The following is an 8161-nucleotide window of genomic DNA, read 5'->3' as shown; positions in this document are numbered from 1 at the left end:
GATGGCTCCACGTCCATATCCAACACCGTCCGGTATGGACGTTACGCCCGTGTCATCCCCACTCGGCCGCCGAACCTTGCTGAGATCACCTCACTGGTCCCACCGACCTTGACAAGTTCCGCTCGACGGACGCGTTGAACCCGTGTCGGTCCGAGGTCAGATTGCCAGGGCGAGGGCGGCGAACGCCGCAGGCACCCGTGTTGCCGGCGGGGCGTCAACGGCGAGTTCGTAGTGTCCGTGGCGCAGGTTCTGCATGAACGCGTGGCCGGCGATGATCACCTGTGCTGTCTTGTCTGTTCGGGCTCTGTTGCGTTGAGCGTTGGCAAGGCCAAGGCAAGCTTGACTGGTGAAGATGTCGACCCGTCCGCGACCGTGGCTGCCACCGACGTCGGCGTTCGCCGGTTTCCGTTTTCCGTCCGAGGTGATCGTCGTCGCGGTCCGCTGGTATCTACGGTTCAACCTCTCCTACCGCGATGTTGAAGAGTTGCTGGTTGAACGCGGAGTCGAGGTCGATCACGTCACGGTCTACCGGTGGGTGCAGCGGTTCACTCCACTGCTGGCCGACGCCGCCCGATTCTGCCGGCACTCCCCAGATGACCGGTGGTTCGTCGACGAAACCTACGTCAAGATCAACGGCGTGTGGCGGTACGTGTACCGAGCGGTCGACCAGTACGGGCAGGTCATCGACGTGCTCGTCTCCACCCGACGGGACGCCAACGCGGCACGCCGGTTCTTCCGCCGGGCGCTGTCGACGTTGAAGGTGACACCGAGCGAGGTCATCACCGACGCCGCGCCGGTCTACCCCACAGTGCTCGACGAGCTGATTCCGCAGGCGTGGCACCACGTCGAGCAGTACGCGAACAATCCGATCGAGGCTGATCACGGCCGGCTCAAACACCGGTTGAGACCGATGCGCGGGCTACGAACGGACAAGACAGCGCAGGTGATCGTCGTCGGACACACGTTCATGCAGAACCTCCGACGCGGACACTACGAACTCGGCGTTGACGCCCCACCCGCTCTGCGGGTCGCCGCTGCGTTCACCGAACTCGCCCAAGCGATCTGACCGCAGACCCGGCACGGGTTCAACACGTCTGCCGATCCGATAACGCAACGGCGCCTATAGCGGACGCACTCCTATTCGCCCGCCTGGCCTGGATTCTTGCGCTGCCTCGTCCAGCCAAGGAACCTTCCGAACAAGAGCGCGTGATCTGGCCCAGGCTCGGGATTGAGCTTGCGCAGGTCGTCGGCGGCCTCGCCGAGCGTTGAGGCCAGGTAGACGCTCAGCGCTACTTGATCATTCATGTACTCCGCAGAAAGTCTCAGCCGAGCCTCCCCGCACGGCCAGGGCTGCGCGCAGACGCGACACAGCCATATGGGGCGGATGGGTAGATGCTCACGCATGCCTGCCGCCGTTCGCGCGGTACGCCTGCCCTCTCGTGAGCAGGTTTCCGATCCACAGGATTTCGGTCTGCTGGTTCCAGTGGGGCGGGTCGGCCCGCATGGGCGGCTCGACCCGCTGAGGCTCGACAGGCACGGCCAGCCGCTTGTCGGGGCACGTCTTCCACCTCAGTCCGCAGGAGCAGTTTCGGCGGAACCAGCGCCGCCACGCGGGCCGATGGATGGGTGCGAGGGGTATGGGTTTAGGTGCTCTCCGCATGGGCATGCGTCGACTCTCGCCGAAGGGTTGACGACTCGTCAAGGGGGCAGGGTGACGTGTCGTAAACGGCCCCGGTCGGATGGTCGGCACCGATGACCGGGGACGTTATGGCCATGGCCGAGATAGCAGCCTTCCTCGGCATGTCCAGGCAGCGAGCAAACACACTCGCTGACCGTCCCGACTTCCCTGAGCCGGTCGCGCACCTGACCGTGGGGCGGGTGTGGGCGACGGCCGATATCCGGGCCTGGGCAGAGAAGCGCCGCAGGGAGCTTGAGGGCGAAGCCGGCTAGATCAAGCGTCACGTCAGCCCCCCGCCTCGCGCAGCTCGGCCCTTGTCAGGGCGTCCAACGACACGTAGGCCGCGCCGCCGCCCGTGGACCAGCCGGCACCGTCCAAAACGGCGGATACCGCGACCGGGTCGGTGGCGGGGCACGCCTGGTCTACGGCCAGCTGGGTCGAGGTGTGTACGTCAGCCAGAAGGACTGACCCGGCCGGGGCCGGTCATCAATTGCTCGTCGTGGAGGCACCGGTGCTCACATAGTCGGCATATTGCTTCACCACGCTCCTCGGTCGCTGACAGGCGCTGACGACGCGGCGGCTCAGGGACTGAACCCATTGACCGGAGCCGTTGCAACGCCAGTCCCTGCGTGCCAGGGCTGGTGGCGAGCGGGTTTCCCTGAGCCTGTGGTGCGCCACGACCATCAGAGTGCCCAAGTGATGGAGCGAGGCGCCGACTTGATCAACCCAGCCAACGCACCGTCCACATAGGGCGAACTTGCGCTCCTGGTCCAAGCACTCGTGCTCGCTCAGGCGATGAACCGGCTGATGACCGCGGACGCCGAAGTCTGAACGTTCCCGACTCCAGGGGGCCGCGGCGTCGACCAGGTGACTACGCGCTCACCCGACGGCCAGGAGCGGGCTGCTCCCAATCTGCTCCCAATGTAGGGGGCAAACGGCAAGAAGCCCGTTACCGGAGCATCCGGCGACGAGCCTCTGGCCTGCGTATATCGATGGTGGGCGATACTGGGATCGAACCAGCGACCTCTTCGGTGTGAACGAAGCGCTCTCCACAGCATTGCTGGTTCAGGCGGACGGGCGGCGGCAAGCCCCGCCCTAGGGTGCCACCGCCGGCGCCTATTTGCGCTCGTGGCTGCGGCAACGTTTCATCGACGATGAAGCCTCCGATGTCGGCGGTGGGACGGCCGATACTGTGCCACCGCCGACATCGCTATCTACTTATGATCTTGGGGATTGGGTTGGCGGCTGCTGAGCATGCGTACGGTGGTGCTCAACCTGATCGGCGCTTCGTCCGGGCCCCTGAGGAAGGGGTGGATGTAGACAGGGCGGCGCAGCGATCGGCCGGGGCCGTGGGCTTGGTTGCGCCAGTGTCCGGAGACCCAGAACCGGCTGGTCTGAGAGCGCTCTTGGCTGCCTGGCGTCGGTGCCCCGTCCGGCCCGGGGATGGTGCGGCGGCCGCGGATGCGCACGATGCGCAGCTCGGGTACGGGCCGGTTGGTGCGGGCATAGGTCTTGGCAATGGCTTTGTCGACTCCCGTCGTGGTGACTTCTGCGGTTTGCTGTGCGATCAGCAACCACGTCGCGACCAGCGCCGCCGCCGGATGGTCACCAGGTATCAGGTGCTGTTCGGGGAGGTGGGCTGCGCTCATCGGTGCGAGCCAGCCGACGTCTTCGCGTAGCCGCTGCAGCGGTTTGCCGTCGAGTCCCGCGCCGATGGTGCGGTAGAGGACTATTTTCCGGCCGTGGATGGTGTCGGTCCAGGAGGCGGCGGTGAGCTGCCGGTGTGTCACTGGCCGGGGCCAGATGAGCATTCCGTCGGCCGAGGGGATGAGGTCGCGGCTGATGCGTACGTCGGGCAGCTGTGCTGCGGCGTGCTCAGCCAGGTCGGTGAAGTCGTTGTCGATCCAGTACAGGTGTGATCGTTCGAGGCTGGTGACTATCTGCTGTCGTGCGTCGGTGATTCCGAGCGCGGCGGGCAGGTTGTCGGTGCCTCGGTAGAAGCGGGTGAGCCGGTCACGGACCTTGGGCAGTTCCGCGGCGGTGATGGTGGTTGCCGGCCAGGCGGTCGTCGTGATGAGCGTTCGGCCGGGGAGTCGGGCGTTGAGGAACGCCAGGTGCAGTTCCTCGATTCGTGCTCGTGCCTGTGGATGGTTGGCGAGGCCGAGTGCCCGTACCGCGCGGTCGATGACCTTGTCGTTGCGACCCTCGTCGATGTGGGTTTGGCAGGCCGCGCATGCTGCCCAGGAGTGGCCGAAGTCTTGGACCAGCCCTGCGGTGGGGCCGATGGCGATGGCGGTGACCTCGCCGCCGTGCAGTGTCCAGATCGGGTACGGGTCGCCGCAGAAGTCGCAGCTTCGGCGGACGGTGTCGAGCTTGCTGACCGGGACGGGCGCCGGTTCGTGTCCGTCGGTGGCGAGGTGGGTCGGGTGTACGTAGGTGGGGGGCACGCCGAGGGTGTTCAGCGGGAAGAGGCAGGTCTGGCAGGCCATCTCCTCGTGTGGGGCGGTCACGCCGTGGCCCCGTCGGTCGGCTGGCGGCGGTCGCGGAGGCGAGGTCCGCGACGGTGCTGTGCGGGCGGCATGGTCATGCCCGGCTGGTAGATGGCGTGGCGGTTCCGGCCCTTTCGCTTGGCGTGGTACATGGCGATGTCGGCGCACTGCAGGGCCACCTCAGTGAAGGTGTCGCTGGTGTCGACGAGCGCCAGGCCCACGCTGGCGGTGATGGTGACCGTGGCGGGGTTGCCGTCTGCGGGAAGCGCGATGGGCTGGGAGATGATCGTGGCGAAGGTGTCGGCGATGCGGTCCAGGTCGTCGGTGCGGGCCGGCAGTAGTGCGGCGTATTCGTCGCCGGCGAGCCGCGCGGCGGCGCCTCCGTGTAGAGCGGCGATGTCGGTGATGCGGTCGCCGACTTCGGTAAGGAGGTCGTCTCCCCGGCCGTGGCCATGGGTGTCGTTGACGCGTTTGAAGTCGTCGAGGTCGATCAGAGCGACGATGATGGGCTGCGCGGGAGCGGTTTCGGCGAGGGTCGCGTGCGCGGCCTGCAGGCCGGCGCGGTTGAGCATGCCGGTAAGCGGGTCGTGGAGCATCGACCAGGTGGCGTCGGCGAGTTGGGTGCGGAGGCCGTGAATCGTCGGCCAGGCGGTGAGCCTGCCCAGGGCGATCGCCACCAACGCGGTGGCGATCAGGTTCAGTGATAGGGACACTGGGTTCCTCCTTTGCGGGAGAACCCGGGACGCGAACGTTTCCAGGCGGCGCGTCCCGGGTCCGGATACGACGACGGCCCGCCTTTGGCGGGCCGGGTTACGGGTTCGTGCCGCTCGGGCTCACGGCATCGGTGAAGACGACGACCTCCCCGAGGAGGCGCCATCGGGGCGGTTCAGTCAGCAGTGCTCGCAGCGCCGTACCTGCGAGTTGGTTGCAGCGGTTGGTGCCCGATGCGACGTCCGCCAACCGGGAGTTGGTGTCAGCGGCGCACCGGGTGCGCGGCCTGGTCGGCGCGGAGCCTGGCCGGTAGGTCGGCCGCGATCTCGGCGTATGGCGCGACGGCCAGAAGCACCTCGGCCGGGTCGAGAATCGTCTCGATCCGGCCGAGGTGGATGGTGTCGGGCTGGTGGTGGGGTGCGGTGACCGGGTCCCAGGTGAAGTCGACGACGGTGGCGACGTACGTGCGGTGGGGGTTCCAGCCGACTTGGATGGTGTACCGCTCGAACCCGGGTTTGGGTGTGAGGGTGTACAGGCTCATGGGTTCCTTTCCTGGGGTTGCTGCCCCTGCCAGGCACGTCCTGCGCCCCCGGCAGGTCGTGCAGCAGCGGCCGCTGACCTGGATGGTTCTGGCCGGGCGGGTTGCGCCGTCGTGGCTCACTCCCCCGTCGTGGCCCACGCTGTAAGGCGCCGGCGGGGTCTGGTCCGCCGCAGCCGGGGAGGAAGCACGGCGTGCTGCTGCGCCCCTGGCAGGAGAGCGGGTGGGGGTGCCGACGGCAGGTGCGCCGATGCTCACGCCGGCAGGTGGCGGGCATGTTCCTCCGCCACTTCGATGATCTTGTCGCGTCGCGCGGCGGGCAGGTCGACGAGCAGGTCGACGTAGTGCTGTTCCTGCCCGGTGAGCGGCTCGGCGAGCGCCGCCTTGTAGGCCAAGCGCGCAGCCTCGTGTGCGGCCTCGATCGGCCCGCTGTGGTCGTAGGCGGAGGTGACCTGGCGAAGCTGTGCGGCTGCGGTGAGCGGGTCTCGGGACAGGGTGGTGTCGTAGAGGCGGAAGTTCACCGGGAGGTCGGCGGCGGTGATCGCGGTGATCAGGCACAGGTTGGCCTGGATGTCGTAGGCGAATGCCTCGGTGCGGGTGGGCGTTTCGCCGCGGGCGCGCAGGGCGGCGCGTTCGGCGTGCGAGCGCAGTCGGGCTTCTTCGGCGGTGCGGGCGAGAGACAGCAGGATGCTGCGGATGGGATCCACCGTGGTTACTCCTGTTCTGAGGCAGTGTTCGGGTTCGGGGTCGATGGGCTGGGGTGGGTGCTGGTGATCGTCTGCTCGATGGCGGAGGGCGGCAGACCGGCGTGCAGGGCCTGTAGGAGCAGGGCGGCGAGCTGGTAGTCGGGGTTGACCTGCAGGGCACGCTCGGCGGCCATGGCGGCCAGGACGCCGTCACCGCAGCGCCAGGCGGTGAGCGCGAGTACGGTCGCGGGCGCTGGCGCGAGCGGCTCGTCGGCGCGGCGGGTGATCTCGGCCCAGAAGGTGACGTGCTGGTCGTGCGGTTGGGTGAGGTTGGCGGCGAGGTCCCGCACGGGCCTGTGCGTCAGCAGCACGGTCAGCCAGGCCACCTCGTCGTCGGTGAGACGTGTGCCGCCGTCGTGTTGTCGCAGCGCGCCGCGGACCGCGTGGACGCCGGCCTCGTACACCGCGGCGCTGCCGGCGGTTTTCAAAGCGGCCATGCGGGCGGTCGCGTCGTTCGTGGCGTGTCGGATGCCGTCGCCGGGGCTGTCGACTGCGGTGAAGCGGCTGGCCACTGCCGCCCGATCAGGCCTTGCGACCAGCCCGGCGACGGTCGCTTGCACGGCGATGAGGGAGGTGGTGGGGTCGAAGGGGGTTCCGTCCGGTGGGCAGCAGGCGGGATCGTCGCAGGTGAGGCTGAAGATGTGGGTTTTGGTGACCCGTAGCAGTTCCCGCACGGCCAGGCCGGTGGAGGTGAACGCATCGCCGATGGCACGCAGTGCCGGGTCGACGTGTGCCTGGGCGCCGTAGCCGACGATCACGAGGTCGGTGATCGGCTGCTGCCGCTGCACGACCGGGACGAGGTGAGCGGTGAGCTCGCGCAGCGGGTGGGCGGGGGATCCGGGGGACGGCAGGTCGCCTCGGGCGGCGAACACGATCCGCCGGTCTCGGCAGGCGATCACGACGATGCTGCCCTCGCCGGGATGGAAGCCGATGAGGTACGGCACCGCGGTCGCCAGGTCGGCTGAGGATCGGACCGTCAGTTTGTTCTCGGAGAACGACACGATGATCTCCCAACAGAAAGTGGTTTCGGTAGAGGAGTGGGATGTCGGCCGGATGGCGTAGTCGTGGCTGGCGCCGCGCGCAGCGTCGATCCGCGAGCAGGCGCCAACTGAGGTCTGCCCGTGGGAAGCAGGGCTCGGATGGCACCTGCTCAGCCGCGGAGATATCCGGCGGACGGTTCAGTCGCTGTCGGGGTCCAGGTGCAGGTCGATGCCGAGGCTCTCGACGGTGGCGGTCACCGTGACCAGGTGGTGGTCGATGCCGGCCAGTGCCCGGGTCAGGTCCGCGCGGACGAGGGCTTCGGCTGCGGTGGAGGCGTCGGCGGGAGTGGCGTGTCCGCGTAGCCACATCTCGTACTCGTGCTGGAACGGGATCCGCCAGCCGTCCTGGTCGACGGTGGCGTACTCGGGGATGGTCCAGCCGTACGCGGTCCACGGCCGTGCCTGGTCCGGGCTGCTGGTGGTGACCGTGCGCATGGTGTGTCGTGCCGCGTCGCAGGCATCGCGGGCGGTGCCGTCGCCGACCGGCAGCGTGAGGTCGGCGACGACCGTGATGTGGTGTGCTCGAGGCAGGGGGTCGAGCCCGAGGTCGATGAGGAACTGGTCGACCCGCTGCGCGGCGTGCTGATAGATGCCGCCGAACTCGTCGTCGACCAGGGCGCGGATCGCGCGGGCGCGGATGCTGCGCCGCAGGCCGGTGAGGGCCTGTACGGCGGCGTCACGTGCCGCCGTCGCAGCGGTGAGGCGGTCGACGTTGGTCAGGTTTACCGCGCCGACCAGGGGTTGCGCATTGGTGTGGATGTCGTCCGGCGGGGCCTCGTCAGGGCTGTCGGCGGTCTGCCAGGTCAGCCTGGTCAGGGTGATGCCGGCGTCAGCCAGCGCATGTAGCTGGTGGTCCATCGTCGTGCGGAAGGTGTCAACCTTTTCGGGGCGGGTGGTTCAGGGGTTCGTTGACTGAGTCGGCTCGTCGTCGGGCTTGTTGATCCACGCGGGTTCGGGTA

The 8161-nt window shown here is 68.2% G+C and carries 8 protein-coding genes; 1 reads left to right on the top strand and 7 read right to left on the bottom strand.

Annotated elements, in window-relative coordinates:
- Window positions 1-156: 156 nt before the first annotated feature.
- Window positions 157-279 carry a hypothetical protein gene (locus ACWD6N_RS36775; RefSeq protein ID WP_449940211.1) on the bottom strand — a complete coding sequence of 41 codons (123 nt, stop codon included), beginning with the start codon at window positions 277-279 and terminating at the stop codon, window positions 157-159.
- Between the two features lie 73 nt (window positions 280-352).
- Here ACWD6N_RS36775 and ACWD6N_RS36770 point away from each other — a divergent pair, with 73 nt between their 5' ends.
- Window positions 353-1066 carry an IS6 family transposase gene (locus ACWD6N_RS36770; RefSeq protein ID WP_450006599.1) on the top strand — a complete coding sequence of 238 codons (714 nt, stop codon included), beginning with the start codon at window positions 353-355 and terminating at the stop codon, window positions 1064-1066.
- A gap of 1826 nt (window positions 1067-2892) precedes the next feature.
- Here ACWD6N_RS36770 and ACWD6N_RS36765 read toward each other — a convergent pair.
- The 6 genes from ACWD6N_RS36765 to ACWD6N_RS36740 form a co-directional block, all read right to left on the bottom strand.
- Window positions 2893-4188: a hypothetical protein gene (locus ACWD6N_RS36765; protein ID WP_450006597.1), complete on the bottom strand. Its 1296-nt coding sequence runs from the start codon at window positions 4186-4188 to the stop codon at window positions 2893-2895.
- On the bottom strand, window positions 4185-4880 hold the full coding sequence (locus ACWD6N_RS36760; protein ID WP_450006595.1) for a GGDEF domain-containing protein: 696 nt from the start codon (window positions 4878-4880) through the stop codon (window positions 4185-4187). The genes ACWD6N_RS36765 and ACWD6N_RS36760 overlap by 4 nt, the downstream gene beginning before the upstream one ends.
- Window positions 4881-5140: 260 nt before the next feature.
- Window positions 5141-5419 carry a hypothetical protein gene (locus ACWD6N_RS36755; protein ID WP_450006594.1) on the bottom strand — a complete coding sequence of 93 codons (279 nt, stop codon included), beginning with the start codon at window positions 5417-5419 and terminating at the stop codon, window positions 5141-5143.
- Window positions 5420-5670: 251 nt separating this feature from the next.
- Window positions 5671-6123, bottom strand: a complete 453-nt coding sequence (locus ACWD6N_RS36750; protein WP_450006593.1) for a hypothetical protein — start codon at window positions 6121-6123, stop codon at window positions 5671-5673.
- 5 nt (window positions 6124-6128) lie between these two features.
- Entirely contained in the window at window positions 6129-7163 is a 1035-nt protein-coding gene (locus ACWD6N_RS36745) for a DUF4192 domain-containing protein (RefSeq protein ID WP_450006591.1), read from the bottom strand.
- 177 nt (window positions 7164-7340) lie between these two features.
- Window positions 7341-8060 (bottom strand): hypothetical protein, encoded by a 720-nt coding sequence (locus tag ACWD6N_RS36740; RefSeq protein ID WP_450006589.1) that lies wholly within the window; start codon window positions 8058-8060, stop codon window positions 7341-7343.
- Window positions 8061-8161: the final 101 nt, after the last annotated feature.

It is taken from the genome of Micromonospora sp. NPDC005163 (genome assembly GCF_053599835.1).
Note: the sequence above shows the minus strand (reverse complement) of the source record. Positions and strands in the feature narration are given on the sequence as shown.